Below are 25,487 nucleotides of genomic sequence, written 5' to 3' on the forward strand. Positions count from 1 at the left end.
TTAAATCCACAAAAGGTTCACGATGGAAACATTCTTCACCATATTGATCTTATTGCTCACCGTCTCGTTGTCCGGCGTCGTGACGCGCATATTGCCCTTCCAGATCCCGCTTCCGCTGATGCAAATCATCGTTGGCGCCGTGTTGGCCTGGCCGCAGTTTGGGTTGCATATCGACTTCAATCCCGAGCTTTTCTTGATGCTGTTTATTCCCCCGTTGCTGTTCGCCGACGGTTGGAAAACGCCGGCGCAAGAGTTCATCCATTACGGCAGAGAAATCCTTTGTCTGGCCCTGGTGCTGGTGATCATCACGGTCGTCGGGGTGGGTTATCTGATTCACTTCCTGCTCCCGTCAATCCCCCTCGCCGCCGCGTTTGCCCTGGCCGCCGTTCTGTCGCCAACGGACGCCGTGGCGCTGTCCGGCATCGTCGGTAAAGGACGCATGCCCAAACCTGTGATGAGCGTAATTGAAGGGGAGGCGCTGATGAACGACGCCTCCGGGTTGGTTTCCCTCAACTTCTCCATCGCTGTCGCGCTCGGCGCGATGGCGTTTACCCTGGAGAGCGCCTTTCTGACCTTTCTTCAGGTATCGATTGGCGGGGTGCTGTGCGGCATCATTATTGTCTTTCTCTATAATCAAATGGTTAAGTTCATCCATAAATGGATGTATAACGATTCCGCCACCCAGATTATTTTCTCGCTGTTACTGCCCTTTTCCTGCTACCTGATTGCGGAAAGAATCGGCGTATCCGGCATCCTGGCCGCCGTCAGCGCCGGCATGATGATTGGCCAATCCAAAGTGAATCGCAGCATGCCGCTGGTGCGTTTACGCACCAATAATATTTGGGAAATGCTCGAGTTCGTGTTTAACGGCATGGTGTTTATTCTGCTTGGGCTGCAGCTGCCGGGCATCTTGAACTTCACAGTGGCGCAAACCGGTATCGATCATTCCATCAGCCTGGAGACGCTGCTGGCTTACGTGGTGATCATCTATTTTAGTTTGATCGCCGTGCGTTTGATTTGGCTGTGGCTGATGAAGGTCGGCAGCGCGACCCTGATGCGCAAAGATCCGCTGTTATTTTCGAAATTCAGCACGCGCGATCTGTTCGTCGCCGCCTTTGCCGGGGTGCGAGGGGCGGTGACCCTGGCGGGCGTGCTGTCAATTCCGCTGTTTCTATTGGATGGCTCGCCATTCCCGGGGCGGTATCAGCTGGTGTTTATCGCCTCGGGAGTCATCTTGCTCTCGATCGTCGTCGGCATCGTCACGCTGCCCTTCCTGTTGCGCGGCAATCTGCCGCCGGAAGAAGATCAGGAAGAGGCTTTCTCCGTTTCAGAAGCCTTGGCGAGCGCGGCGACCAAGGCCGTCAACGAAACCAAGGAAAAGCTGCTCGTCGCCCCGCCGGACGACGCCACGCCGGAACTGATTGAAGAAACGACGCGGCGGATGCTGGACGTGCTGCAACGTAAAATTCTGACCAAAGAAGACGTTAAGAATATCGTGGCGCTGAAGCGGCTGGAAAAGCAGCTGTACTTAGCCTCGTTGCACGCGGAAAGAGAAGAGCTGTACCGGCTGCGCCGCATGAAGAAAATCAGCCATGAGAAACAGAGAAAGCTGCTGCATCGCATTGATATTACTGAGGTGCTGATCGCTGAAGACAGCGTTTAAACGAGGAGATGAAGGCGGTTCGCCCCCCGCCTTCGGCGCGCGGTTGCCGGCCCAACGCCGCAATCGCGCGCCGCAATCGAACGGGAGCTCACGCCACGCCCGCCGTTCGGCTATCTGTGGTACCACGCCTTGAAATACTTCAAAAAGCTGTAGGACACCGCGTAAACGCCGGTCACGGCCCCGACCCGGCCCGCTTTCCAGGCGCCGCTGAAAATGTACCACTTGAAAAATGCGCCGATGGCGCTAATCACCCCTCGGAGAATCGATGGCCTTATCGCCTTGTATTTCACCACGCGCGCCGTATAGCTGTTCAGCTTGGCAAACACTTCCTCGATTGAGAAAAAAGTGTCGTGTTTAACGTGCCCGGCCAGTATCAAGGTGGATGCGCCCCCTTCCGCCGCATCATCTACCGGCGCATCATTGAACTTCACCACCTGGCGATGAAAAAAGCGAACGGGGAAATCCGGTGACGAGACGGGATAAAGCGTTCTGACCGCCTGTCCCAGCACAAACCAATCGCGACGAATGCGATAGGCGTTATTTTTGTCGGGGCCTGGGGTGCGCTTGAAAAGCCGCATCGCGTCGACCGCTTCATCATCCATGATCTCATCGCTGTCCAGGCACAAAACCCAGTCATATCGCGCGCGGGATATGGCGTAATTCATTTGCCGGCCATGGGTTTCAAACGGGTGATAAAGAGGCTTGATATTGAAGTCGTCGCAAATGGCCAAGGTGCCGTCAGTACTGCCCGAATCCACCACGATGATTTCATCGGCGAACGCCGCCACAGGTTGCAACACGTCACGCAGCAGGCGCGATGAATTAAACGTCAATAAACACACGGAAATCCGGTTACAAAAATCCATTTTACAATCCACGACACTGAGAAAATGCAGTCCATGCCAAAAACGGCGGGCGCGCCGTGCAAAAACGCACGCCCAAAGCGCTTCTCCTGCCCCGAGCGCCTCTTCAATTAAGTATTTAGAATATTGGCTGCCCTGTCATGCCCTGGATGATGGCATCTGACTATTTCATCAATTTCAATAAAATCAACGAGTAACCCAAATTTAGCTCGGGCGTTCACCGCACCGGCTCACGCGCCGGCGGGCGCCGAACGCGAGAGCGGCGCTTGGCGGCGCTTTGGTTTTGTTATAACGTATCAAAAAAAGCAAAGGGAAGACGACGATGAAAATCCAGCTGTCGCTGCTGTTTCTCAGCCTGTTGGCCGGCAAGGCTGCGGCGTTTCAGTCAAAAGTGCCCGAGCCGCGCACCGAACAGGCGCGTGCGGCGGAACAGAACATCGAAAATCTGTTTTACGGCTTTCACGCTATGGATGCCCAGCCGGTGAATATCGGCCGCTGTGAGGCGGTGCCGGTGGCGGGATGCCAGTGCGCCTTCTGCACCCAGCTGCGGCAGGCCGGGCGCTGACGCTTTTATCCCAGCGCATACTGCACGATCAGCTGCCCTTTCTTCATCTTTACGCCGGTAATCGCGATCGCGCCCACCTCGCCCAGCGTGGCGACATGCGTGCCGCCGCAGCCGTAGGCGGGCAGATCGCCGAAACCGATCTGGCGCATCCCGTCCACCGCCTGTTGGCGTCGCGGCAAATCGGCGGCGATCAGGCGCGCCAGCTCCGCGTGTAAAAACGCCGCCTCCAGCGTCTGTACGTCCGGCTCCGGCGTGAACGTGATGCGCCCTTCTCCCGGCCAATGATGCGCTTTCACCGGCCGCCAACCGCGGGTTTCCCCCAGCCAGCCGATCAGATGGCCGCCGGAGTGCCAGCGGGCGTGCAGCCGGCGTTGCGCTTCGTCGACCTGCATATTGACCGGCCCGATCGGCAGCGGCGCCGCGGTATAGTGCAACACCCTATCCCCCTGCTGCTGCACCCGCAGCACGGCGACGCCGTTCAACGCTCCCACGTCGGCCGGCTGCCCGCCGCCCTGCGGGTGAAACAGCGTGGCGTCCAGCTCCACGGCGTAAGCGCCCGCCTCAGCCGGCTCACAGCTCAATACCTGCGCCTGGCCCTGTAAATCGTCGCTGTAGTAATAACGTCGCTCGGTCATCATTTTTCTCCTCGGTTCGAAGAGCCATTATATTCATGTCATAATCGGAGCATAATCCGTCGCCATCACAATGGACCTTTGCGTCATGAGCACAAATCTTTCTTACGCGCTGTTGGCCGAAATGGCCGTTTTCGTCCAGGTCGTGGAGAGCGGCAGCTTTTCCGCCGCCGCCCGCAAACTGGGCGCTTCACCTTCCGCCGTCAGCCGCAGCGTGGCGAAGCTCGAACAGGCGCTGGCGCTGCAGCTGCTGCATCGCACCACCCGTAAACTGCGGCTGAGTGAAAGCGGCGAAGAGGCGTTTGCGCACTGCCGCACCCTGCTGGCGGCGGCCGACGCGGTGATGGCGATCGGCGGGCGCGGCGCCGCAGAGCCCGAAGGGCTGGTCAGCGTCAGCGTGCCCAAGGCGGTAGGCCGTTTCGTGCTGCATCCGCACATGCCGGCGTTCCTGCGCCGCTACCCGAAGGTGGACGTGAGGCTGCGGCTGGAAGATCGTTATATGGATCTGATCGACGACCGCGTCGATCTGGCGCTACGCATTACCGATCGCCCGTCGCCGGGCTTGATCGGCCGTCAGCTGATGCGAATAGACCACCTGCTGTGCGCCACGCCGCACTATCTGGCGCAGCACGGCGCGCCGCAGCACCCGCACGATCTGGCGGCGCACAGCTGCATCTATCTGGGAGAAACGCCGAGCGACGCGCAATGGAAGTTCCGCCGCAGCGGCAAAACGGTGACGGTCAACGTGCGCGGCCGCTACGCCGCCAACCACACCGGCGTGCGGCTGGACGCGGTGAAACAGCATATCGGCATCGGCAGCCTACCGTACTTTACCGCCCGCCAGGCGCTCGACGAGGGCGAGATCGTGCAGGTACTGCCGGAATGGGATTTCCTCAGCAGCTATCACGGCGGCCTGTGGTTGCTTTACGCGCCCAACCAGTATCTGCCGCCCAAACTGCGGGTGTTTATCGACTATCTCGTCGCCTGCCTGGCGCAGGAGCCGCAGCTAAAGCGCCTTGCGTAGCGTGATGTTGATGCGGTGCGGCCCCACCAGCGAGTGGTAGCCTTCCTTGACCGGCAGGATGCCGTGGAAACAGAGCCGCGACGGGCCGCCCCACACCACCACGTCGCCGTGCGCCAGCGGGATGCGCCGTGCCCGATCGCTGCGCTGCAGGCCGCCGAACTGAAACACCGCCGGCAACCCGAGCGACACCGAGACGATCGGCGCGCCGAAGTCGTGCTCGTCTTTATCCTGATGCAGCGACAGCTTGCTGCCCGGATCGTAACGGTTCATCAAACAGGAATCCGGTACAAAGGGGCCAAAGCCCGCCTGCTGCGCGGCTTCGTCCGCCAACGCCATCAGAATAGGCGGAATGGCCGGCCAGCGCTTGCCGCTGCGCGCGTCGCGTTCCGAGTAACGGTAGCCGCGGCTGTCGCTGGTCCAGCCGTTGCCGCACCAGCTCATCGCCACCGACATCACATGCCCGCCGGGGGTGGTCAAATGCTGCCACGGCACCTGCGCCACCACGCCCTGCACCGCCGCCAGCAGTGCCGGCCCGTGATCGCGCACAAAGCCGTGCATCACCACCGCGCCGGGGGCGATCTCTTCACGCCACGGCGGCGGCAGCGCGTCTTCAAAAAGATCGATTGTCATCGCCAAAACCTGTATGAATACACAGTATTCATTGTAACCCGCCGCCGCCGATTGTCCAGCGCCCGGCTGCGCCATTGTCGTTGGCGGCAAATTTCTCTACAGTAGCCGCCATAAAATCAATCACTCACCAGGAATGCGTGTGATTAAGGGCATCACTCTTTCGGTCGTCGCCTCCATCTTGTTCGGCGCGATGTATTACTTCACCTCTACCCTCACCCCGCTGAACGGCGAACAGGTCTACGGCTGGCGCACGCTGCTGACGCTGCCGTTCCTGACGCTGTTCATGGCGCTGTCCGGCGATTGGCGCAAGGTGAGCGACACGCTGGTCGGGATAGGCCAACGGCCGCCGCGTCTGCTGGGCCTGCTGCTCACCTCGGCGCTGCTGGGAGTGCAGCTGTGGCTGTTCCTGTGGGCGCCGCTGCACGGCAAGGCGCTCGACGTGTCGCTCGGCTATTTTCTGCTGCCGCTGACCATGGTGCTGGCGGGCCGTTTGATCTACCGCGATCGGCTGTCGCTGCTGCAAAAACTGGCGGTGGCGTGCGCCGTGGCGGGGGTGGGCAATGAGCTGTATCAGGCGGGCGGCGTATCGTGGCCGACGCTGGTGGTAGCGCTGGGGTATCCGCTCTACTTTATTTTGCGGCGGCGTTTCGGCACCGACAATCTCGGCGGCCTGTGGTGCGAGCTGACGCTGATGCTGCCGGCGGCGGCCTGGTTCGCCTTCGGCGACGGCGGCGCGGCGGCGCTGCAGATCAATGCCGAGCTGTATTGGCGCATTCCGCTGCTCGGCGTCATCAGCGCCGTGGCGCTGGTGTGTTACATCCTCGCCAGCCGCATGCTGCCGTTCAGCCTGTTCGGCCTGCTGAGCTATGTGGAACCGGTGCTGCTGGTGCTTGTCGCGCTGCTGCTCGGCGAGAGCATCAGCCAAAGCGAATGGCCAACCTATCTGGCGATCTGGCTGGCGGTGCTGCTGCTGGCGGCGGAGGGCGCGCGGCACCTGCTGCGCCGCCAGCGGGTCTGACTCAGGCGGCCAGCGTGGCGCCGCCGTCGATCACGATGTCCTGCATGGTGATGTGGCTGGCCAAATCCGAGGCCAGGAACAGCACCGCGTTGGCGATCTCGTCCGGACGCGCGATTTTACCCAGCGGGATCCCCAGCTTGAACATCTCGGGGAAGCCGGCGATGGTGCGTTGCTGCGCATCGTCGGTCTGCCACATGCCGCGCTGCATCGGCGTGTCGGTCGAGCCCGGCGACACCAGATTGCACCGCACGCCGAACGGCGCCATCTCCAACCCCACGCAGTGGTTCAGGCTGGTCAGCGCCGCCTTGGAGGCGCAGTAGGCCGCCATCTGCGCGCGCGGCACGTGCGCGGCGTTGGAGCCGATGCTGACGATCGCCCCGCTGCGCTGCGCCTTGAAGTGCGGCAGCACGGCGCGGAACAGGTAAAACGCCCCCGAGGCGTTGACGTTGATGCACTGGTGCCAGTCATCCACGCTCAGATCTTCGGTATTGCCCATGCGCAGAATGCCGGCGGCGTTGACCAACACGTCCAGTCGCGGGTTCTCCGCCAGCTGTTGGCGGCACACCGCCTCCACCTGCTCCGGCCGGCTGATGTCCAACGTCACGCAGGGGTAAGGCAGATCCGGATTGGCGAATTCTCGGTCAAACCCCACCACCTCGGCGCCCTGAGTTAAAAAGTGGCGGGCGATCTGCTCGCCGATGCCGCGCGCCGCGCCGGTCACCCACACGCGTTTGCCGGTGAAATCCATCTGAATGCTCATGCACGCACCGCCATCCGGGCGCACCGCCGGGTCATGTTGTTGTTCATCGTTGTCTCCTGCGAAAGGCTATGACGCGGCGCGGACTGCGCCGCAAAGAGGCCTACAGCGCGCCGCTGTTCAGGCCGAAAGCGTTGAGCATGGTGCCCAGTTTGGCGGTGGTTTCCATCCACTCGGACTGCGGCGTCGAGGCGGCGACGATGCCCGCGCCGGCGAACAGCCGCACCCGGTTGCCGCGCAGCAGCCCGCTGCGGATGACGATCGCCCACTCGCCGTCGCCGTTGGCGTCGCACCAGCCGACAATGCCGCTGAACAAGCCGCGATCGTGCGGTTCCAGAGCGGCGATCAGCTGGCGGGCGCTTTCGGTCGGGAAGCCGCACAGCGCCGGCGTCGGATGCAGCAGGCAGGCCAGCTGCATCACGTTGAGATCCGGATTCAGCAACTCGCCGCGAATGCGGGTGGACAGGTGCCACATGGTGCCGGTGCTGAGCAGCGACGGGCCGCTGGGCACGCTCAGGGTAGCGCACAGCGGCGTCAGATGCCGACGAATATCGTCGATCACCAGCTTGTGTTCGTATTTGTCTTTGGTCGAGCGCATCAGGCGCTCGCTGCCGAGGCGATCCTGCTGCGGATCGTCCTGCCGGCGCGCCGAGCCCGCCAGCGGATTGGTGTGGATCTCGCCGCCCTGCTTGCGGATCAGCAGTTCAGGGCTGGCGCCGATCAACACGCTGCCATCGGCCAGCGGCAGGGAGAAGTGGTAACCGGTCGGGTTCTGCACCATCAGGTTATTGAGGATCCGGTGGCCGGCCACCGGCTGCTCCAGTTCGATATCGAGGATGCGCGACAGCACCGCCTTGTCCAGCTTGCCTTGTTTAAAGCGGCTGACTGCTTCCGCGACCGCGTGTTTGAATCGCGGTTCGTCCGGAATACTGGTGCAGGCGACCAGGCGATGCGGCTGTTGCAGCATCGGGCGCGCGGCGCGGATAAAGCTGTCGTTGGCGACGAATCGGCTTTCTTCAGGTATATACAGGCAGGAAGGCCGGCGCGTGTCGAACGGAATGGCGCCCACCACCACCGGGGCCGCCTGGCCGGCGGCTTTGGCGCGCGCCAGCGCCTGGCGAATATGTTGCGCCAGCGCGCTGCCTTCCTGCTCGCCGCCGAACGCCGGCGTCTCGATACGCTCAAACACGCCGTGGGCGGAGAGGGAACGGAATTCTGACCGGTACAAAAAGGTCGATTGTTCGGCGTACTCAAACCCGGAGAAGGTTTGGTTTTCTGTCGTCAGTGTCGCCACAAGACCACTCCTTTGTTGCGCCTCACCAATGATAATGTTTATGCGAATAATTATCATTAGCTGTAAAGGGTGGGTAAATTACACCGGATCCCCACCGTCGGTCAATCTCCGATGAATGAATCTTTCCGCACGCCGCGGCAAATTCGCGTTACGCCACAACAAGAAATAACACACTGTTATTATTGTGTTTTAGCAAAAAATAAAAGTCGTGACATCGTCACCTTCGCGCCAAAACCGCCCGGCGAAACGCCGTCCGGCGCAGCAATGCGGCGTCAACGTGGTGAGCAGCGCCAATTCGAACGTCTGCCGCTGCGCATCCACCGCCACCATCCGCGCATCAAGAAAATCGAAATATCGGCGCACCTGCGGGTACAGCGCTTTGAACAGGCTCTCTTTGGCGGAAAACGTCAGCGTCAGCAGCTCGTTGAACGGCAGCGTTTCGCCCAGCAACGTCTCGCGCTCCGCCGGTGAAACGATCGCGCTCCACAGCTCCTCCGCTCGCGCCACGGACAGCAGCGTCTCCACATCCAGCCCAACGCCGCCCAGCCCGCGCTCAGGGTGTACGGCGCACAGCGCGGTATGCGAATTATGGCTCAGCGCCCCGGCGATGCCCGGCGGCCACTGCGGCGCGCGATCTTCGCCGCGCGCCAGGGTGAAGTCGGCGAAACCGAGCGGCGCCAGCAGCTGCCGCGCCAGAACACGCCCGGCCAGATACTCCGCACGGCGTTTCGGCACCGCGCGCGCCAGGTGGTCCGGCAGCGCAAAGCCCGCCTCGGGAAAACCGTCGTCGCGATACTCCGCCAGCGCAAACTGGCAGCGCGCCACCTGGCCCGGATAGCCGTCCGGCGTGAAAAATTCGATATTGCGGATAAAAGTGGGCAACGGCGGTATCCATGATAAGCAGGCAGGCTGATGATGTTAGCCCCCGAAACGGCCTGCAACAATGACCCTGGGCAAAATAAATGGCGTTAAGTCCCGCGCGGAGGCGCGTTGGGCGAAGTGGGAAAAGGCCTCTCCCCCGCATTCGGGAGAGAGGCCGGGCATTACAAGATGCCTTTCATGGTCTTCTCGAAATCGCTCCAGGCGCAGAAGCCGTCTTTATCGATCGGGCAGCCTTTCAGCGCCAGCGTCACGCGCTGCGGCGGGGTTTGCAGCGTCAGCGGCGTCGCCTTGCGCAGCTGTTCGGTGGACTGATAGACGTACTCGATCTTCAGCAATTCACGGTCGTTCTGCGCGTCGCGCCAGCGCTGGAATACCAGTTTGCCGCCGATCGGCGTTTTCTCGTACTGCTGCGGCAGCTGATACGGCTGGAACTGCATGGCCGACAGCAGCGAGGCGATATTGGAGTCGTGGCCCACCAGCACCGTCAGCTTCGGCGCGTCCGGTTTTCGCTCGCCCAGCAGCGCGTTGTTGATGTAGGTCAGCAGCGGCTTGGCGACGTTCTGCGCCACCACCGGCGAGGTGAACAGCGAATCCTGATAGCCGTCTTTCAACTGCGCCAGCTGCTGCCACTGGTGCGGCGTGGCGATTTTGCCCCAGGCCACCTCTTTCATCGGGAAACCTTCGTAGTACTGCAGCATAAAGGCGTCCACCAGCGAGTTGCCCACCCGCAGCGGGCCGGAGACGCCCGGCTCTTTGCCCGGCACCGCGCTCATCACGCTGGCTTCTTTGGTCAGGTCGCAGTGTTTGTCGGTCTTGCAGGCGGCGGAATCCTTGTAGTCGATGATCTTCGCCAGCTGCTGATAAGAGGCGTCCAGCTTCAGCGAGCCCAGCGCGGCGTTCATCGCCGTCAGCGCCTGCTGGTTGAAGGCTTCGCTGGTGTCGGTGATGATCGGGTTGAAGGTCGGATCCATCTCGCCCATCTTGTCCTGATGGTGCACGCTGACGTCACAGCCCGGGAACGCGCCATTGCTGAAGAACTGCGCGGTGGCCACCGTGCGCTGCAGGCTGTTGGCGTAGACGTACACGCTGCCGGCGGTCGGGCAGCCCTCTTGCGGCAACAGGCCGGTCTGCTTCAGCCAGGCGTTGAAATAGTGCCCCATATACACTTCCAGCACCCCGCCCTTGGTGGTCAGCTGGCCGCCCGGCGTTTCCCAGGCCGGCCAGGCCTTCGGCGTGGACTGCGCCAGCACGCTGCCGTTGTTGGCCAGCGGCGCGCGCAGGTTATGGCGGCTCATCACCAGCACCTGTTCCAGTTGATAACCGCCGGCGTCCGCCAGCGCGTTCCCGGTGAATAACAAAGGCAGGCACAGCAATAACGTTTTTTTTCTCATCCGCAGAGGCTCCCGGAAAATGATTATTTTTAAGGTGTTAGCGTTTGCCTGCGTATGATGGCGGGGTTAGTGTGACAAGTGTGTGACAGGGTTCACGGGAAAAGATCGTACCAGCGGCCACCGGGCGGCGGCCGCTGTGCGTCAACTCAGTACCACAGGCTCATGATTGGCCAGCCGATCAGCAGCAGCGCGGCGATGTACACCACGCCGAGAATGCCGCCCAGGCGCCAGTAGTCTTTCGACTTCACATAGCCGCAGCCGTAGATGATCACCCCCGGCCCGGTGGCGTACGGCGTCAGCACGCCCATGATGCCGATCGACAGCACCAACAGCATCGACAGCTGCTCCATCGGCACGCCCGGCAACCCTTTGCCGACCGCCAGGATCACCGGCAGCATGGTGGCGGTGTGCGCCGACAGGCTGGCGAACAGGTAGTGGGCGAAGTAGAACACCAGCACCAGCGCCACTACCGTCATGTTCGGCGAGAAGCCGTCCAGGTGGGTGCTCATGGTCTGGGCGAACCAATCGATAAAGCCGGAGCGCGTCAGGCCGTTGGCCATCACCACCAGCGTCGCCAGGTTAACCAGCGTATTCCAGGCGCTGGAGTATTTGGTAATGTCTTTCCACGACACCACGTGCAGCGCCAGCATCAGCGACACCGCCAACAGGCACACCGCGGTGGCGTCCAGCACCTTGCCGCCGAACACCCACAGGCACAGGCTGAGCAGCACCAGGCCGATCAGGGTGTACTCCTTGCGCGTCAGCTTGCCCATTTCCCCCAGCGCGGTATTCGCCCAGGCGGCCACTTCGCTGCTGTGGGTCACGCCCGGCTTGTAGAGGTAGTAGGAGATCAGCGGCGCGATGATCAGCAGCAGCAGGCCGACCGGCAGGAACGCCAGGAACCACTGCATCCAGCTGATGTGCACCCCGGCTATCTTGCCGACGAACTCGATGCCCAGCACGTTCGGCGCGGCGCCGGTGACGAACATCGAGGAGCTGATGCTGGTGCCGACCACCATCATCCACATCAGGTAGCCGCCGATGCGGCGCGAAGAGGGATCGTTAGGGAAGGAATCGAACAGCGGCGGCAGGTTTTTCACCACCGGGAACACCGTGCCGCCGGTGCGCGCGGTGTTGGACGGCGTGAACGGCGCCAGCAGGATATCGATGATCACCACCGCATAGCCCAGCGTCAGCGTGCGCTTGCCCATGAATTTCACCAGGAACAGCGCGATGCGCCGCCCCAGCCCGGTGGCCTCGTAGCCCAGCGCGAAGATAAAGGCGCCGAACACCAGCCAGACGGTGGTGCTGGAGAAGCCTGCCAGCCCCCATTTCAGCGCCTCTTTACCGGCCTTGAAGCCCGGCTCCGCCAGTTCCTGCGCGCCGAACAGCACCCAGTTGGCGCTCAGCACGCTGACGGTCACCGCGATAAAGCTGATGGCGGTGGCCGGGATCGGCTCCAGAATCATGCCGACGATCATCGCCACAAAGATGGCGAAATAGTGCCACGCCTGCGGCGGCATGCCGTCGGGCACCGGTATCAATAACAGGATCGCGAGCACCGCCAGCGGCGCTATCGCTTTCCAGATCTTTTCCTGGGTTTGGGACATAGGGACTCTCCTGAAGGCTTGGTTATTATTCTTGGGCACCCAGCTGCGCCAGCAGCCAGGTCACTATCAACAAGTCGGCGCTGCCGCCGGGGCTGAGGTTGCGGGCAATGCAATCGGCATCGAAGCGCCGCAGGCGCGCCAGGCCCGCCTCCCCCGCCGAGCCGCCCTGCGCCAGCAGCAAGGCCGCCCGGCGCCGCAGCCAGCGCAGCCCGCGCAGGCCGCCGCGCGAGGCGACGTTGGTGTCATCGTTGTGGGCCATCAGCCACAGCAGGCTGTCCAGCAGCGCCCGCTGTTCGTCGCCGCCGGCGGCCAGCCGTTGCCGATACAGCGGCAGCGCGCCGTCAAGCACCAACCGAAAACCGGATTCCGCCTCGCCGCGCGCGCCGCTGAGGCCATACGCAGCGAACAAGCGCTGGCCGGCGGTCTGCCCGGCGTTGTTGCATCGCAGCTCGCTGTCCACCAGCCCTCGGCACATCGCCGCCACTTCGGCGCATAACGATGCGGCGCTGATGGCCCGGCCCTGCTGCTGCAGGCGGCCGAAGGCGGCGCACAGCAACCCGAGTGAGAACACGCTGCCCTTATGGGTGTTAATGCCGCCGGTGGCGCGAAACATCTGGTTTTCACAGGCCAGGCCGAGCGGCCGCAGCCGCGCCAGCTGCCGCTCCGCCGGCCGGCAGGCGTCTTCGCGGCCGCGCTGGATAAAACGCGGCAGCCACACGCCGATGGCGCGGGCGCTGCGGTAGAAATGCCCAAGATCCATGTCGCGATGGGCGCCGGTGTTATGGCGATCCACCAGCCCCGGTTTGGGCGTGAGGTTGACCTCCACCAACAGCGCGCGAAAGGCGGCGCGGGCGAAGTCGCAGGCCGGCTCGGCTCGGCGGGCGGGTGGATTAATCGGCAGAGATCGCATCGTTGAACATCCTTTCCATTTCTTGCAGCAGCTGCTCGCTGCCATGCCGCCGCTGGCGGGCGCAGATCTTGGCCGGTTGGCCGCACAGCAGGCAGCGCCGCGCCGGCAGGCCGATGTCGCGGCGCGACAGGATTCGTCCCTGCGCATCCAGCACGTCGATATCCCACAGCCGGCCGATCGGGCGGCTCACCTCCAGCTGCATGGCGCAATCTTTTACCCGTTGGGCGTCGGCGCGCAGCGCCACAAACCCTTCGCAGCCGGTGGCGAGCGCCAGCGCCTCGGCCTGCGGGCTCGGCCAGCCCTGTTCGGCGCACAGCCGCAGCAGCGCCGCCCACCCGAGGTTGAAAATGCCGCGCGTCAACGCGCTGTCCTTCACCGGGCCGGGCACCACCAGCGTCAGCACCAGCAGCGTGCACTCGTGCTGCGCCAGCCACGCCTGCTGGCGCGCCTGACGGCATTCGCGGCTGGTGAGCAGCTCCGGCAGGCTGACCGCACGTTCGGCGGCCAGTTGAGGATCGACGGCGGCCATCGTTTACTCCGCCACCTGATGCACCACGTCGATCACCGAGCCGTCGCGGTAGCGCACCACCGCCACCACCTTGTCGGTAAACGCGATCGGCTGCGGTTCGCCGGTCAGCTGCAGCGCGCGGGCGCGCAGCCAGTCGATGCTCACCACCTCAAGCCCGGCCTCCCGCAGGCGCTGCGCCAGCTCCGGCCGCGCCGGGTTGACGGCGATGCCGTGGTCGGTCACCAGAATGTCGATGCTGGAGCCCGGCGTGACGCAGGTGGTCACCTGCTCCACCAGCGTCGGGATGCGCCCGCGCACCAACGGCGCGACGATGATCGCCAGCCGCGCTGCGGCGGCGGTGTCGCAGTGGCCGCCGGACGCGCCGCGCAGCACGCCGTCGGAGCCGGTCAGCACGTTAACGTTGAAGCCGGTGTCGATTTCCAGCGCGCTCAGCACCACCACGTCGAGCCGATCGACCGACGCGCCCTTGGAGCTGAAGTTGGCGTACTGATTGGCGCTGATTTCGATATGGCGCGGGTTGCGCGCCAGCGAGGTCGCCGCCGCCCGATCGAAGCTCTGCACGTCCAGCAGCTTGCCGATCAACCCTTTCTCGTGCAGATCCACCATGGTCGAGGTGATGCCGCCGAGGGCGAACGCGGCGCGAATGCCGCGGGCGCGCATCTTGTCCTCCAGGAAACGGGTCACCGCCAGCGAGGCGCCGCCGGTGCCGGTTTGCAGCGAGAACCCTTCGGTGAAGTAGCCGGAACCGGCGATCACCTCGGCGGCGCGGCGGGCGATCAACAGCTCGCGCGGGTTCGAGGTCATGCGCGTGGCGTCGGCGCCGATCTTGTCGGCGTCGCCCACCCGCTCCAACTGCACGATCAGATCCACCCGATCCTGCGCCAGGCTGGCGGGATGATGCGGATACGGCACCAGCTGCTCGGTCAGCAACACCACGGTGCCCGCCGCCTCGGCGTCCACCCGCGCATAGCCGAGCGAGCCGCAGCAGGCTTCACCGCTGTAGCCGTTGGCGTTGCCGAACTCATCGCAGGCCGGCACGCCGAGGAAGGCCACGTCTATCTTCAGCTCGCCGGATTCGATCAGATTGACCCGGCCGCCGTGCGAGTGAATTTGCACCGGCTCCGCCAGCAGCCCGCGCGATACGGCGTCCGCCAGCGGGCCGCGCAGCCCGGAGGTGTAAATGCGGCTCACCACGCCGTGGCGGATATGCTCAACCAACGGCGCATGGCAGTCGGTCAGCGAGCTGGAGGCCAGCGTCAGGTTGCGGAACCCCATCGCCGCCAGCGTCTCCATCACCTGATTGAGCGCCAGATCGCCGCCGCGAAACGCATGGTGGAAGGAGATGGTCATGCCGTCCTGCAGCCCGCTGCGGCGCACCGCTTCCTGCAAGGAGTCGCACAGCTTGAGATCGCGCGGTTTACGCGCCTGCAGATTGGCTTTGGACACGTCCTGATAGCCCGGCAGATCCGCCGGGTTGGCGAAGGTCATCAATCGTTGTTGGCGGTTCATCATGCTTCCTCCCCGTGCTGCGCCGGTTCTTCCCGTAAGCCGGACAGCGCGGCGCGCTCCAGCACCAGCCGGGCGCGTTCAATCACCGGGCTGTCGACCATTTTTCCGTTGAGCGACACCACGCCGCGCCCTTCCCGCTCCGCCGCTTCGGCGGCGTCCACCACCCGCTGCGCGTGCGCCACCTCTTTGGCGGTCGGCGCGTACAGGTTGTGCAGCAGCTCAATCTGGCGCGGGTTGATCAGCGATTTGCCGTCGAAGCCGAGCTGTTTGATCAGCGCCGCTTCCTGCAGGAAGCCGGCCTCGTTGTTGGCGTCGGAGTAGACGGTGTCGAACGCCTGAATGCCGGCGGCGCGCGCCGCCTGCAGCAGCGAGCAGCGGGCGAATAGCAGCTCGATGCCCTCCGGCGAGCGTTCGGTGCGCAGGTTGCGCACGTAGTCTTCCGCCCCCAGCGCGATGCCGATAAGACGCGGCGAAGCGTGCGCGATCGCCACCGCGTTGGTGATGCCCTGCGCCGATTCGATCGCCGCCAGCAGCCCGGTGCTGCCGACCGGCCGGCCGCAGGCCGCCTCGATGGCGGCGATCTCGCGCTCCATGTCGACAACGTCCTGCGCGCTGTCGGTCTTCGGCAGGCGCACGATGTCCGCGCCGCCGCGCACCACCGCCTGCAAGTCCGCCAGGCCGTAGGCGGAATCGAGCGCATTGACGCGCACGATGGTTTCCACCTCCTGGTACAGCGGATGCTGCAGCGCGTGGTACACCAGCCGGCGCGCCGCGTCTTTTTCACGCAGGATCACCGAGTCTTCCAGATCGAACATCAGCGCATCGGCCTGATAGATAAAGGCGTTGCTGACCATCGCCGCGTTAGCGCCGGGAACGAACAGCATGCTGCGGCGCAGCCGGGTTTTATTCAGCGTTTTCATCTTTCGCCTCCCACGGCAGTTGGCCGCTCTCGCAGGCGCGCATCAGCGCGGTTTCCAGCCGGGCGCGCAGCACGCAGTCCAGCGCTCCTTTGTCGTCGACGATCACCTGCACCGGCTCCACCTCATAACGCTGCAGCACCTCCAGCAGGGTGCGGCGGATCGCCGCGCCGAACTGTTTTTCCACGCTGCTGGCGATCAACAGATCGTGCTGCGGCCCCTCGGCGGGCGCGATGCGCACCATGACATCGCTGGATTCCAGCGTGCCGGCCATTGCTTCTCGGATAATTTTCATCATTCACCTGATTGTGCGGACTCAAAAGGATGCGGGGCCGCCTTGGCCCGGCGCTGCGTTTGCAGATCCTGCAGGTAGTACAGGGTGTCCGGCGGCACCAGCGGCGCGGCGGCGTGAAAGTCCCCCGCCGCCAGCAGCTTGCGCACCCAGGAGGCGGAGATCGCCGTGCCCTGATATTGCAAACGCTCGATTTCCACCAGCGCGATCGGCGGGCTGGGCAGCGCCGGCGTTTCCAGCCAGTAGCGCATGTCGCGGTTGTACTTCGCGGTCACCGCGCAGAACGGCTCGTTGCCGACGAAGCGGTGGGTGATGCCCAGCGCGGGCGCCAGATACTGGCGGAAGATCTTCAGATCGATTTCGGTGTAACAGTCGTCGGCCACGCCCTGGTCCTTGATGAAGTAACAGGGGAAGGTGGCGCGCGAGATCACGTACTGCGAGCCTTCGTGTACCGTGAGGTTGGGGATGTCGGCGGTGCCGGCCAGCACCAGCCGGCGCCGATCTTCATAGCTGAAGCGCGAGGTGTTTTCCTTCACCAGAAACAGGTGCAGCCAGTCGCAGCGTTTGGCCGCCTGACGCACCAGATACTGATGCCCGCGGGTGAAGGGGTTGGCGTTCATCACGATACTGCCGATGGTCTCGCCCGGCCGGCGCTGGCTCGCCAGCTGGGCGGCGTAGCGCTTCAGGCGGCACGGGCTGTTTTCCATCAGCACCACGATGCCCGGCACGGTGGCGATCGGGTAGAAACCGCACTGGCGGAACAGCGGCTCGTTCTGCACCTTGGTGTAGATAAACAGCTGGGTGTGATGGCGCTCGTAAGCCAGGTTCACCAGCTCGGTCGCCAGCGCCAGCGCCAACCCTTCGCCGCGCATCAGCGGGCTGATGGCGACGCATTTGATAATATTGTCGGCGATGCCGCCGCAGGCGACCAATTTGTCGTGCTGGGTAACGGTAATAAATATTTCAACCGTGGTATCGATATTCAGATCGTTACTGCGCAAGAAGGCGCTTATTTCCGAAATCGCTTTATGATCCGATCGCTTTACCCGATTAAATACGGCATCGCCTAACATAACACGCTCTCTGGGTTAACTGACAAACAACAAATGAAATACAAAAAGGCATTTTAATTAACATCAAAAATGGCAATTAAAACCTTAAAAACCATGGAGATAAAATCCCCCCCCTCGTTCGATAAACCCATGGTAAGCAGAAAAAAAACGCGGATTATTGACCTATTTCACAAACCGATCCCGGTTAATAAGTTATTTAATGTTCTTTATTTGCTTAATTAATCTTATGGTGTTTATTATTGAGATAATCTTTATTTGGCGCCGCAATTCACTTACATTCACTTAGCATTTTTATTGCAATTACGGGTCGCACTATGGAATGGCTGAACATCCTGATCGTTGAAGACGAAACGCCGCTGGCGGAGATGCACGCGGAGTTTATCCGCCAGAACGGCGGCTGCCGCCAGATTTGGCTGGCCGGCACGCTGGCGCAGGCGCGCGCCATGACCGAACGCTTCAAGCCGGATCTGATCCTGCTGGACAACTTTCTGCCGGACGGCCAGGGCATCACCCTGCTGCGCGAACTGACGCTGAGCGGTTATCGCGGCGGCATCGTGTTCATCACCGCCGCCAGCGACATGGCCACCGTGGCCGAGGCGTTGCGCTACGGCGTGTTCGACTACCTGATCAAACCGCTGGCCTATGACCGGCTGAGCCAGACGCTGCTGCGCTTCAGCCAGCGCCGCGAAGCGTTGAAGGACAAAGCGCGCCTCAACCAGCGCCGCATCGACGAGATGTTCAATACCTACGCCCGCGGCGAGCAGCAGGCGGCGCTGCCCGCCGGCATCGACGAGCTGACGCTGGGCAAGGTCCGCGCGCTGTTCGCCGAACCCGCTGCGCGGCACACCGCTGAAAGCGTTGCGCAAAAAATGGGGCTCAGCCGCACCACCGCGCGCCGTTATCTGGAGTTTTGCACCGCCGCGCAGCAGCTGCGCGCCGAGATCATTTACGGCAAGGTAGGCCGCCCACAGCGGATCTATCGCGCCGGTGAGCCGCATTAACGGTTATTTGATCGCCCTTGCAAGGTTGCGTGTAACCGCTTTACTTTTTATGCGCCGGTCAGCATCTTGGTGAGCATCACCTAGCCGACTGGACGATCGCCGATGCCTGCTGCGCCCCTAGCTTCCCTGACCGAGATCCTCGCCCGCCGTGACTGGCAAAACCCCGCCTGCACCCACTACCGCCGGCTGGACGCCCACCCGCCGTTCGCCAGCTGGCGCACGGTGGAAGACGCGCGCGACGACGCCCCCAGCGCCAGCCGCCGATCGCTGAACGGCGAGTGGCGCTTCAGCTATTTCCCGCGCCCAGAGGCCGCGCCGGAGAGCTGGCTGCAGCAGGATCTGCCGGACGCCGCCCCGCTGGCGGTGCCGGGCAACTGGCAGCTTGCCGGCTACGACGCGCCGATCTACACCAACGTGCGCTACCCGTTCCCGGTCGATCCGCCGCGCGTGCCGGAAGACAACCCGACCGGCTGCTACTCGCGCGCCTTCAGCGTCGATCCGGCCTGGCTGGCCGCCGGCCAGACGCGCGTCATCTTCGACGGCGTCAACTCGGCGTTCTATTTATGGTGCAACGGCCACTGGGTCGGCTATTCGCAGGACAGCCGCCTGCCGGCGGAGTTCGATCTCAGCCCGTGGCTGCGGCCGGGTGAAAACCGGCTGGCGGTGATGGTGCTGCGCTGGTGCGACGGCAGCTATCTGGAAGATCAGGACATGTGGCGCATGAGCGGCATCTTCCGCGACGTCAGCCTGCTGCACAAACCCGCCGCGCACCTGAGCGATGTGCGCATCACCACGCCGCTGCATGACAGCTTTACCCGCGGCGAACTGGTGGTAACGGCGCGCGCCAGCCGGCCCGGCCCGCTGCAGGTGCAGGTTCAGCTGTGGCGCGATGGCTCGCGGGTGGCCGAACGCACCCAGCCGCTCGGCAGCGAGATCGTGGACGAGCGCGGCGCCTATGACGATCGCGTCACGCTGCGGCTGCCGATGGAGCGCCCGGCGCTGTGGAGCGCCGAAACGCCCGCGCTGTATCGCGCCACCGTCGCCCTGCTCTCGCCCGAAGGGGAGATTATCGAGGTGGAGGCCTATGACGTCGGCTTCCGCCAGGTAGAGATCAGCGGCGGGCTGTTGAAGCTCAACGGGCAGCCGCTGCTGATCCGCGGCGTTAACCGCCACGAGCATCATCCGCGCCACGGCCAGGTGATGGACGAGGCGACGATGCGCCACGACATCCTGCTGATGAAGCAGCACAACTTCAACGCGGTGCGCTGTTCGCATTACCCCAACCACCCGCTGTGGTACCGGTTGTGCGACCGCTACGGGCTGTACGTGGTGGACGAAGCCAATATCGAGACCCACGGCATGCAGCCGATGAACCGCCTGGCTGACGATCCGCTGTGGCTGCCGGCGATGAGCGAGCGCGTCACCCGCATGGTGCAACGCGATCGCAACCACCCTTGCATCATTATCTGGTCGCTGGGCAACGAGTCCGGCCACGGCGCGAACCACGACGCGCTGTACCGCTGGGTGAAAAGCCAGGATCCGACCCGCCCGGTGCAATATGAAGGCGGCGGCGCCGACACCGCCGCCACCGACATCATCTGCCCGATGTATGCGCGAGTGGATCAGGATCAGCCGTTCCCGGCAGTGCCCAAATGGGCGATCGGCAAGTGGATCGGCCTGACGGAGGAGCCGCGCCCGCTGATCCTGTGCGAATACGCCCACGCGATGGGCAACAGTTTCGGCGGTTTCGAGCGCTACTGGCGCGCGTTCCACGCACATCCGCGCCTGCAGGGCGGCTTTGTCTGGGACTGGGTCGATCAGGCGCTGATCAAACGCGACGATCGCGGCGAAGAGTTCTGGGCCTACGGCGGCGACTTCGGCGACACCCCCAACGATCGCCAGTTCTGCCTGAACGGGCTGGTGTTCGCGGATCGCACCCCGCACCCGGCGCTGTTCGAAGCGCAGCGGGCGCAGCAGCTGTTCCGCTTCGCCTTCGACGCCGCCTCGCTGACGCTGACCGTCACCAGCGATTACCTGTTCCGCCACACCGACAACGAACAGCTCAACTGGCGGCTGGAGCTGGACGGCGTGGAGCGCGCCAGCGGCAGCTTCGATCTGGCGCTGCCGCCGCAGGGCAGCACTCGCTTCACCCTGCTCGACCGCCTGCCGATGCTGCATCAGCCCGGCGAGCTGTGGCTGAACGTGGAGGTGGTGCAGCCGCAGGCCACCGACTGGTCTGAAGCACACCACCGCTGTGCCTGGGATCAGTGGCGGGTGCCGCGCGCGCTGCATCCCGCGCCGCCGCCGGCGCAGGGCGTGCCGCCAATGCTGATTGAAGATGATGAAGGGCTGACCCTCACCCACGGCGACCAGCGTTGGCGCTTCGAGCGCAGCAGCGGCCACCTGACGCAGTGGTGGCAGAATGAGCAGCCGCAGCTGCTGACGCCGCTGCGCGACGGTTTTGCGCGCGCGCCGATCGATAACGACATCGGCGTCAGCGAAGCGGACCATATCGATCCCAACGCCTGGGTCGAACGCTGGAAGCTGGCGGGCCTGTACCGGCTGGAAGAGCGCTGCACGCAGTTGCAGGCCGATGCGCTGCAAAACGACGTGCGGGTGGTGAGCGAGCACCAGTTCGGCGTGGACGGGCAAATTTTGCTGATTAGCCGCAAGCAGTGGCTGTTCGACGCGCTGGGCGCGGTGAGCGTGAACGTGGAGGTCGAGGTGGCCGACGCCCTGCCGCCGCCGGCGCGCATCGGCCTGAACTGCCAACTGGCGACGGTGCAGCCGCAGGTGGAATGGCTGGGCCTGGGCCCGCACGAGAACTACCCGGATCGCCGCCTGGCCGCGCAGCACGGGCGCTGGCGCCTGCCGCTGGCGGATCTGCACACGCCGTATATTTTCCCCGGCGAGAATGGCCTGCGCTGTGACACCCGCAGCCTGCGCTACGGCGGCTGGCGCTTCGACGGCCGCTTCCACTTCTCGCTCAGCCGCTACGGCCTGCAACAGCTGATGGCCTGCAGCCACCAGCATCTGCTGCAGCCGGAAGCGGGCACCTGGCTGCACCTGGACGGTTTCCATATGGGGGTGGGCGGCGACGACTCCTGGAGCCCGAGCGTGCACCGGGATTATCTGCTCACCGCCGGCGTTTACCGCTATCAGCTACGCCTGCAGCGAGCGCCCGAGGGCTAAATCTGCCAAAAAACTCAACGGGTTGCGCATTCTGTAAGCAAACAGTCACAGAATGTGTAATCCACCTTTGACATGCCGACGGCGCCTCGCTATTATTCGCCCCGTTCACACGATTCCTCTGTAGTTCAGTCGGTAGAACGGCGGACTGTTAATCCGTATGTCACTGGTTCGAGTCCAGTCAGAGGAGCCATATTTAGAGAAGCCCGCTCAGGGAAACCTGAGCGGGCTTTTTGCTGTTGGGCGGTTATGAGCGAGGGGCGGACGTTGCGCTTGAATCAGGATGGGTCTTGCCCTCCGGGAACCTTTCGGGTTGAGATGTCCATCTCGGGATTTGGATATTGCATCTTCCGTGATACTTATACCCCAGCCGCGTAAGTGACCGGAAGTCTGGATTTAACCTCTGTCAGAATACTCTTCCAGCATGGCAAGGAGCGCCCACCGTGCCGCATCGTCTGCAATATTTTCAGGCAGAGCATCAGCTCGCAGATTGATATAGGCGTCAACGGCCATTCTGATGGCAATGCTGACAGAGTCATGGTCGTGCGTTGCCAGCGTGGATGTCAGCAGGCCATCAGGATCAATGCCGTGGAATTCAATGCGCCGAACCCCACGTTGAGGTAGATTTGCACGACGGCTCAGCATAGGTCCCAGCACTTGCTCCCGGAAAAATGACAGCATGCCAATCGCTTCAAAGAGTTCCCCCCTTCCCAGTTTAGCCCCCGCATAATGAAGCCAGATCCAGGCTCGGGACTCAAACCACTCCGGCGTCATGTTAGGCCAGTGAGCGCTAAATTTTGCCAGTTGTCTCTCCAGAGCAGTGTTATCACGGGTAAATAACACTGCTGGCTCTTCAACACGTTGAGTGAGCATTTCCATTGTGACAAATTTCAGGTCGACATGGAGGAGTTCAGGTCCATACAGGCATATAAGCAGGCGAGGCTCTCCAACATGTTCGCCTGTGAAAGCATGCAGCAGATGGCCCAGTGATCCGGCGAACACCATGCGCTGTGCCATGATTTCGTCATAATAGAGAGGTTCTACCACAACGACAAAATCCAAATCGGAGTATTTATCAAATCCGCCATGGATAATCGAGCCGCCAGCGAGAAGGGAGTGAATCCGCGAGTCAGCCTGAAATTTAAGCTTGAGTTGCTCTGCAAAACTTCTATGTAAATCGGGTAATGTACTAAGCATACTTTTTCCTGTTCACAAAAAAGACAAAGCATTACAGCCTATCGAGTTCTGTATATTCAGACTAGATATTTCTGAAGGAATAGTCATTTTCTCAGGGGGTTTTCTCGAAGCGATAAATTGTCCCGGATAGTCTGGCGCTATTGATTTTGCCGCGTGGGCAACCTCTGATTGAGGGTTTACCTATTTAGTCTTGTGCCCAATTTGGTGGATAAGCTCATCAGACATATGCCCATCAAACGGAAGGCATAAGTTTTTTCTGACAATCACCTAATAGAGAGGAGAAAATATGGGTTAGCGCACATTGAGACCCGCTTCTCTCAATAAACTGCGACCACGATTTAGGCTCACACTTACATAAGCATTTTCTAATAGACCAGACTTCCGCTTCTGGCTCAAAGCCAACCGTCAGATTACTCAGTCAACCTTTCCTACCCGTTTCGCCCCTGGGCAATCCCCTCCCTGCATCCATCACCGCAATGCCGCCAACGTTTAGCCAATCCCCCACCAGCGAAACCCACTCTTTTATCTAAGAAGATTCCTAACCGAGCTGACGGAAATGCCTTCCTGACGCCAATACGCGGATTTACCCGCCGATTTACAGCAATAATCCTGAAAAAACAATCGATAAGCCAATCTCTCTCGCTCAGCAAGTTGCGTCTATCCTTTCGCTATGGGCGCCTGCCGCCCATCGTTCGCTGCAGATCGCGGCATGCGCGTTTCTGGCTGTTCGGGTTTCGGTTTATTCCATCGCGCGCTTCCATTCATCATGTTGAATTTCACAGCAATCTCTCAGCAACAAGGAGTGTTTATATGGCTTACGTCATTACCGACCGAGAAAAACTGCAAGCGATTTGGGAGGCCGCCAAAGCCGACGACTGGCCAGCGGTATATGCCGCCTCCGTCGATGCGCTCACCGATCCCAACCATGCCAACCAACCCATTGAGGGCGTGGATATCGCGGTGTATACCTGGATCAAAGGCGCCTATGGCGTGAACTCGAATCAGGGGGCGTTTGCCCATTACATTCGCGACCAAACCAAGCTGCAGTATGAGCTGCGCACCGGGCATGTGCCCGATGACTGGGAGGCGCGCATTCAGAATGCCTCCGACAACATCGCCAAAAACTTCGCCAAAACGCTGTTTGGCGTCGATCTGAGCAGCGATCCCAACGCGCCGCTGCCGGATGCCCCGCCCACCAGCGCCAAAGTGCCGGACATTCACGAGGTCGGCCTGATCGACGCCGGCGCGGCGGCGTCCGAAGTGTTCACCGATGCCTCCTCGACCGGCGCCCCCAACTATTCCCCCTGGGCCGGCACCACGCTGTTCTCTTATTTAGGCGATACCTCGTTCTTTACCGAATGGGTGGCGACCAACGACACCTCGGCCTTTAAGGTGGAAGGCGGGACTTACGATCTGATTGCCGCGGCGCAGGTCTCCATGCAAATGAAAAACCTCAGTTACGTGGTTGAAACGCTGCTGGCGGGCGAAGTGCCCACCTATTTGACCACCCTGGGCATTGGCCACGAGACCATCCGCCTCGCCGCCGAAGCGGCGCGTGATTTCTACACCGAATCCTACGGCAGCAGCGTGACCGGCGGCGGCAGCCTCATTCCCGGCAAGCTGGATATCGGCTCGGCGATTTTCAACGACATTGCCGACGTGCTGTCCACGCCGAATCTGTACCGCGTCGGTACGCTGCATGACGACGATTTCACGCTGGCGTTCGGCAATATCGCCGTTAACACCGGCAGCGGCGACGACACCATCAGCGTGCCGCGCGGCTGGCAAAACAACGCCGGCAACTACGGCTGGACGGTGATCGACGGCGGCAGCGGCCACGATACGGTCGATTATTCCAGCCTGTCGCACGGGGTAAACCTGAAGTTTGACGCTCAGGGCAGCTACGGCGGACGCGGGGTGATCGAGAAAAACGGCATCGGGCTGTATGGCTTTAAGGACGGGCTGTACAACATCGAAGCGGTGAAACTGACCGACTTTAAGGACAACGTCACCTTTAACGATCGGGTGCTGACGCCGGCCAACGGCCTGGAGGTCAGCCTGGGCAAAGGCTCCAGCGAGATTCGTTTCGAGCACGGTTATACCACTGCGCCGGGAGGGAGCGCGCCGCAGGATTATCTCGGCGTGAACCTGAGCATGTTGTCCAACGATGTGCCTTTCCCCAACAGCCTGCTGAATATTCCCGTGAAGCAGACCCACAATATCTACATCGACGACAGCTTCGAGCTGGGCTTTTTACAGGCCTCCTCCCTGTCTATCGACAACCACCTGCTGGCCTTCGGCGCCGAAGGATCAAACAGCAGCTTCTCACTGAACTACAACGCGCAAACCCATACGCAGGATCTGTCGATATTCATGCAGGGCGAAAGCGCGCTCAATCAGCACGTCGTCAATATCTACAATTGGGATCAAGGATACTTTGGCATCAATCTGGAGCAGCCGGCCATTCAGCTTGTCGGTTTGCAAACCGTTACGCCGCAAGAACTGGCGGCCGCCTAAGCGAAGCCCGCCGGTTTACCGGCG

The 25,487-nt window shown here is 62.3% G+C and carries 22 protein-coding genes and 1 tRNA gene; 8 read left to right on the forward strand and 15 right to left on the reverse strand.

Features of this window, described 5'->3' with window-relative positions; genetic code table 11:
* Positions 1–22 precede the first annotated feature (22 nt).
* Positions 23–1,663 (forward strand): Na+/H+ antiporter, encoded by a 1,641-nt coding sequence (locus tag ACSBQS_RS12000; protein ID WP_016927100.1) that lies wholly within the window; start codon positions 23–25, stop codon positions 1,661–1,663.
* A gap of 110 nt (positions 1,664–1,773) precedes the next feature.
* On the opposite strand, the gene ACSBQS_RS12005 is transcribed toward ACSBQS_RS12000, so the two are convergent.
* Positions 1,774–2,529 carry a glycosyltransferase family 2 protein gene (locus ACSBQS_RS12005; RefSeq protein ID WP_116286325.1) on the reverse strand — a complete coding sequence of 252 codons (756 nt, stop codon included), beginning with the start codon at positions 2,527–2,529 and terminating at the stop codon, positions 1,774–1,776.
* Positions 2,530–2,848: 319 nt separating this feature from the next.
* Between ACSBQS_RS12005 and ACSBQS_RS12010 the strand changes: the two genes are divergently transcribed.
* On the forward strand, positions 2,849–3,091 hold the full coding sequence (locus ACSBQS_RS12010; RefSeq protein ID WP_015378427.1) for a hypothetical protein: 243 nt from the start codon (positions 2,849–2,851) through the stop codon (positions 3,089–3,091).
* 5 nt (positions 3,092–3,096) lie between these two features.
* Here ACSBQS_RS12010 and ACSBQS_RS12015 read toward each other — a convergent pair whose 3' ends face one another.
* Complete coding sequence (locus ACSBQS_RS12015) at positions 3,097–3,726, reverse strand: alanyl-tRNA editing protein (RefSeq protein WP_187048928.1); 630 nt, start codon at positions 3,724–3,726, stop codon at positions 3,097–3,099.
* Positions 3,727–3,811: 85 nt separating this feature from the next.
* On the opposite strand from ACSBQS_RS12015, the gene ACSBQS_RS12020 reads away from it, so the two are divergent.
* Positions 3,812–4,747, forward strand: coding sequence for a LysR family transcriptional regulator (locus tag ACSBQS_RS12020; RefSeq protein WP_434990616.1), 936 nt, complete (start codon positions 3,812–3,814; stop codon positions 4,745–4,747).
* Here the strand turns inward: ACSBQS_RS12020 and alkB are convergent.
* The gene (alkB, locus tag ACSBQS_RS12025) at positions 4,730–5,377 is read right to left on the reverse strand and encodes a DNA oxidative demethylase AlkB (protein ID WP_147838501.1); all 648 of its coding nucleotides are present in this window, start codon (positions 5,375–5,377) and stop codon (positions 4,730–4,732) included. The genes ACSBQS_RS12020 and alkB overlap by 18 nt on opposite strands.
* Before the next feature lie 139 nt (positions 5,378–5,516).
* On the opposite strand from alkB, the gene rarD reads away from it, so the two are divergent.
* The gene (gene rarD / locus ACSBQS_RS12030; RefSeq protein ID WP_033643705.1) at positions 5,517–6,395 is read left to right on the forward strand and encodes an EamA family transporter RarD; all 879 of its coding nucleotides are present in this window, start codon (positions 5,517–5,519) and stop codon (positions 6,393–6,395) included.
* 1 nt (position 6,396) lies between these two features.
* Here rarD and dhbA read toward each other — a convergent pair whose 3' ends face one another.
* The 11 genes from dhbA to citC form a co-directional block, all read right to left on the reverse strand.
* A complete protein-coding gene (dhbA, locus tag ACSBQS_RS12035; RefSeq protein WP_039565253.1) occupies positions 6,397–7,155 on the reverse strand; it encodes a 2,3-dihydro-2,3-dihydroxybenzoate dehydrogenase in 759 nt (252 codons plus the stop codon).
* A 100-nt stretch (positions 7,156–7,255) separates the two neighbouring features.
* Positions 7,256–8,446 (reverse strand): isochorismate synthase, encoded by a 1,191-nt coding sequence (locus ACSBQS_RS12040; RefSeq protein ID WP_047025376.1) that lies wholly within the window; start codon positions 8,444–8,446, stop codon positions 7,256–7,258.
* Between the two features lie 189 nt (positions 8,447–8,635).
* Positions 8,636–9,328 (reverse strand): 4'-phosphopantetheinyl transferase family protein, encoded by a 693-nt coding sequence (locus ACSBQS_RS12045; protein ID WP_342163514.1) that lies wholly within the window; start codon positions 9,326–9,328, stop codon positions 8,636–8,638.
* A gap of 161 nt (positions 9,329–9,489) precedes the next feature.
* On the reverse strand, positions 9,490–10,719 hold the full coding sequence (agp, locus tag ACSBQS_RS12050) for a bifunctional glucose-1-phosphatase/inositol phosphatase (protein ID WP_434990620.1): 1,230 nt from the start codon (positions 10,717–10,719) through the stop codon (positions 9,490–9,492).
* A 146-nt stretch (positions 10,720–10,865) separates the two neighbouring features.
* Positions 10,866–12,329: an anion permease gene (locus ACSBQS_RS12055; RefSeq protein WP_033643712.1), complete on the reverse strand. Its 1,464-nt coding sequence runs from the start codon at positions 12,327–12,329 to the stop codon at positions 10,866–10,868.
* A gap of 25 nt (positions 12,330–12,354) precedes the next feature.
* Positions 12,355–13,239: a triphosphoribosyl-dephospho-CoA synthase CitG gene (citG, locus tag ACSBQS_RS12060; protein ID WP_033651844.1), complete on the reverse strand. Its 885-nt coding sequence runs from the start codon at positions 13,237–13,239 to the stop codon at positions 12,355–12,357.
* Complete coding sequence (gene citX, locus ACSBQS_RS12065; protein ID WP_033651845.1) at positions 13,220–13,768, reverse strand: citrate lyase holo-[acyl-carrier protein] synthase; 549 nt, start codon at positions 13,766–13,768, stop codon at positions 13,220–13,222. The genes citG and citX overlap by 20 nt, the downstream gene beginning before the upstream one ends.
* 3 nt (positions 13,769–13,771) lie before the next feature.
* Entirely contained in the window at positions 13,772–15,277 is a 1,506-nt protein-coding gene (gene citF / locus ACSBQS_RS12070) for a citrate lyase subunit alpha (RefSeq protein WP_028130661.1), read from the reverse strand.
* Positions 15,277–16,197, reverse strand: a complete 921-nt coding sequence (gene citE / locus ACSBQS_RS12075) for a citrate (pro-3S)-lyase subunit beta (protein WP_016927085.1) — start codon at positions 16,195–16,197, stop codon at positions 15,277–15,279. The genes citF and citE overlap by 1 nt, the downstream gene beginning before the upstream one ends.
* Positions 16,181–16,489: a citrate lyase acyl carrier protein gene (citD, locus tag ACSBQS_RS12080; protein WP_046687418.1), complete on the reverse strand. Its 309-nt coding sequence runs from the start codon at positions 16,487–16,489 to the stop codon at positions 16,181–16,183. The genes citE and citD overlap by 17 nt, the downstream gene beginning before the upstream one ends.
* Positions 16,489–17,559 carry a [citrate (pro-3S)-lyase] ligase gene (gene citC, locus ACSBQS_RS12085; RefSeq protein ID WP_028127715.1) on the reverse strand — a complete coding sequence of 357 codons (1,071 nt, stop codon included), beginning with the start codon at positions 17,557–17,559 and terminating at the stop codon, positions 16,489–16,491. Before citC ends, citD begins: the two co-directional genes overlap by 1 nt.
* A gap of 314 nt (positions 17,560–17,873) precedes the next feature.
* On the opposite strand from citC, the gene dpiA reads away from it, so the two are divergent.
* The 3 genes from dpiA (at position 17,874) to ACSBQS_RS12100 (ending at position 21,942) form a co-directional block, all read left to right on the forward strand.
* Complete coding sequence (dpiA, locus tag ACSBQS_RS12090; protein WP_033654924.1) at positions 17,874–18,560, forward strand: two-component response regulator DpiA; 687 nt, start codon at positions 17,874–17,876, stop codon at positions 18,558–18,560.
* A 102-nt stretch (positions 18,561–18,662) separates the two neighbouring features.
* The gene (locus tag ACSBQS_RS12095) at positions 18,663–21,752 is read left to right on the forward strand and encodes a beta-galactosidase (protein ID WP_342163521.1); all 3,090 of its coding nucleotides are present in this window, start codon (positions 18,663–18,665) and stop codon (positions 21,750–21,752) included.
* Positions 21,753–21,866: 114 nt separating this feature from the next.
* Positions 21,867–21,942, forward strand: a tRNA-Asn gene (locus tag ACSBQS_RS12100).
* A 203-nt stretch (positions 21,943–22,145) separates the two neighbouring features.
* On the opposite strand, the gene ACSBQS_RS12105 is transcribed toward ACSBQS_RS12100, so the two are convergent.
* Positions 22,146–22,946 (reverse strand): hypothetical protein, encoded by an 801-nt coding sequence (locus tag ACSBQS_RS12105; protein ID WP_047025371.1) that lies wholly within the window; start codon positions 22,944–22,946, stop codon positions 22,146–22,148.
* Between the two features lie 810 nt (positions 22,947–23,756).
* Between ACSBQS_RS12105 and ACSBQS_RS12110 the strand changes: the two genes are divergently transcribed.
* The gene (locus ACSBQS_RS12110) at positions 23,757–25,463 is read left to right on the forward strand and encodes a hemolysin (RefSeq protein WP_197665995.1); all 1,707 of its coding nucleotides are present in this window, start codon (positions 23,757–23,759) and stop codon (positions 25,461–25,463) included.
* The last annotated feature ends 24 nt before the right edge of the window (positions 25,464–25,487 follow it).

Source organism: Serratia sp. H402Y (genome assembly GCF_051172415.1).
Classification (GTDB): domain Bacteria; phylum Pseudomonadota; class Gammaproteobacteria; order Enterobacterales; family Enterobacteriaceae; genus Serratia; species Serratia ureilytica.